General features: G+C 58.1%; 3 protein-coding genes. 1 reads left to right on the top strand and 2 read right to left on the bottom strand.

All coding sequences use genetic code 11. The features are described from left to right. The first annotated feature begins 32 nt into the window (after positions 1 to 32). Positions 33 to 557 carry a 5-(carboxyamino)imidazole ribonucleotide mutase gene (purE, locus tag JX360_RS17220; protein ID WP_244353448.1) on the top strand — a complete coding sequence of 175 codons (525 nt, stop codon included), beginning with the start codon at positions 33 to 35 and terminating at the stop codon, positions 555 to 557. Between the two features lie 21 nt (positions 558 to 578). On the opposite strand, the gene JX360_RS17215 is transcribed toward purE, so the two are convergent. Together JX360_RS17215 and JX360_RS17210 are read right to left on the bottom strand one after the other, a co-directional pair. Continuing rightward, a complete protein-coding gene (locus tag JX360_RS17215) occupies positions 579 to 1,382 on the bottom strand; it encodes a class I SAM-dependent methyltransferase (RefSeq protein ID WP_244353446.1) in 804 nt (267 codons plus the stop codon). A 127-nt stretch (positions 1,383 to 1,509) separates the two neighbouring features. After that, on the bottom strand, positions 1,510 to 2,304 hold the full coding sequence (locus JX360_RS17210) for a photosystem II manganese-stabilizing polypeptide (RefSeq protein WP_244353445.1): 795 nt from the start codon (positions 2,302 to 2,304) through the stop codon (positions 1,510 to 1,512). Positions 2,305 to 2,357: the final 53 nt, after the last annotated feature.

The raw sequence follows: 2,357 nt of genomic DNA, 5'->3' as shown, positions 1-2,357 counted from the left end.
ATGATGGATCGGCTACAACGGGCCAGCACGCCATGGAATCCTCCTCTCCCCTGATTGCGATTGTCATGGGCAGCGATTCGGATTTGCCGACAATGGCGGCGGCGGCCCAAGTGTGTGAACAGTTCGGGATCCCCTATCAACTCCAGATTCTCAGCGCTCACCGCACCCCGGAAGCGATGCTGGAGTTTGCCCGCTCCGCCCATACCCAAGGGATCCGCGTGATCATTGCTGGCGCCGGAGGGGCGGCCCATTTGCCGGGGATGGTGGCGGCCTTAACCCCTCTGCCGGTGGTGGGCGTACCGGTGGCAAGCCAGCACCTCCAGGGGTTGGATTCCCTCTACTCAATTGTGCAAATGCCACGCGGGATCCCGGTGGCCACGGTTGCCATCGGCAATGGACACAATGCCGGGTTACTGGCAGTCCAGATTTTGGCCTGCGGGGATCCCGACCTCTTGCAGCAGGTGATCGCCTATCGGGAAAGCCTCAAACAGTCGGTACAAGAGAAAAATGTCCAATTGCACGCCCGCGGCTGGAAAGACTATCTGGCCAACCTGTGAAGAGGACTGAGACAGGGATCCCTACCAACGGGCCAACAGCATCTGAAATTGGCTTTCCCCCAGAAGGGTGACCTGCGGATCGGGATAGGTGTCCCGAAACCACTCCTGAAATTGGCGGATGGCAACCGTGAAGATCTCTTCCGGGATCTGCCAAGAGGCACTGTAGGAACGCTGGGCATACCAATCAAAGAGCGCCTGGGCACGGATCGCCGTTGGCCATTCCGCGGCCACCACCCGCTCCAATCGGGCACCCTCAGCCTGCAGGTACTGCTCCACCTCCTCAGTACTGGCCCCCACCCGTTGGGGTGCAAAGCCCAGCCCCGCCAAGATCTCTGTCCAACGGGGATCAAACTCGCCGCGGGCGCTCACCACCCGATCCCCATAGCCGTAGAGATAGACTCCCCCCGGCCTTAACACGCGGCGAATCTCGCCAATCACCTGTTGCCACTCCCGAATTAAATGCAGCACATGCACCGTAATCGCCACATCAAAACACGCCTCCCCGAAGGGCAAGGCGGTCGCATCAGCCATCTGAACGGACACCTGCGGTGGTATTTGGCCCAGTCTTTCCCGTAACTTGCGCCGTAACTCCGCCAGCATCTCTTCAGAAATATCAATGCCGGAATAGGCATAGCCGCGGCGGATCAAGGGCAAAGCGATACGCCCTGTGCCAATACCCACCTCCAGAAAGTGGGTATCCTGGGTGGCCCCCACCGCAGTCACGATCGCATCGGCAATTTCTTCATCCACACCGGCGGGAAAGCCCCGGGTCACATCGTAAAAGCCCGCCGCTCGATCAAAGCAGACGCTGTAGGATTGCACCATTGCTGCGCGCTCCTATTGCACTCAAACAAAACAATGGGCCAAGACCGCTTGGATCCCAGCCCATCTTAGATCTACAAGACGGATTGCTTGCTTCTCCAGTTCTTAACCTCAGTCAGGGATCCCCAACTTAGGCATCTTCTGCCAAGCGGGCATAAAACAGGCCCTGAATGCGAACCGTGTGGGGTTCCATCGCCCCCTGCTCCGTGCTAGAGGGCTGAATGCTAACAAAGGATCCCGCCATTTCTCCAGTGCTGGGATCCACACGGGCAATCCGCAGGGACATTTTCCCTTCCGAGACTTCATCCACCTTGCGGTTGGGGGCAAATTCATCCTTGGCGGCCTGCAACCCTACAGCAGTGTCGTAGCCCGTGTTGGAACCCCGTCCCCGCGGATCCAAGAAAGAGCTGCTGTGGTAACCGGGCACCAAGAACTCCCCTTCAAAATCCGTGGAGGGGTCGATGGCGGATCCCTGGGCTGTGGCCACCAAATCTTTCACACTAAACAGCAGCGGCACCAGTTCGCGGCGAGGCATTTGGCCAGTTGTCGGTTGAAAGGTGATCCCATCCACCACCCTTAGCTGCAAGCCCCCATTTTGGGGGGTCACCTCTGCCTTGATGGGCCCCAGGGTGGCGGCGGAGATGAGAATGTTTTTGGCTTTGATAAACTCTTTCTCGCCGTTGCGCTTTTCCTCTTCCACTTCAATTTGCACCGGCTGGAAGCAAACGTCGGTTAGCTTCAAGGATCCCCCACTGGGTATTTCGATGCGCCCTCTGGAACTGTCGGAGACCGAAGGACAAATAGCCGCCTTACCGGTGTTGCGGATCTGGTCATAGGTCAGCGGGGCCTTAGCAGCCTCAGCCGGAAAGGCGAAGACGCTCAAACAAAGCGCCAACAAAATGGCGAGCAGTGGACGATACCGCATGGTCGAACCTCGAAAAACCTTTTTTGAATCTGAACGCTGCTGGGGAAAACAAG

It is taken from the genome of Thermostichus vulcanus str. 'Rupite', assembly GCF_022848905.1.
GTDB lineage: Bacteria > Cyanobacteriota > Cyanobacteriia > Thermostichales > Thermostichaceae > Thermostichus > Thermostichus vulcanus_A.
Note: the sequence above shows the minus strand (reverse complement) of the source record. Positions and strands in the feature narration are given on the sequence as shown.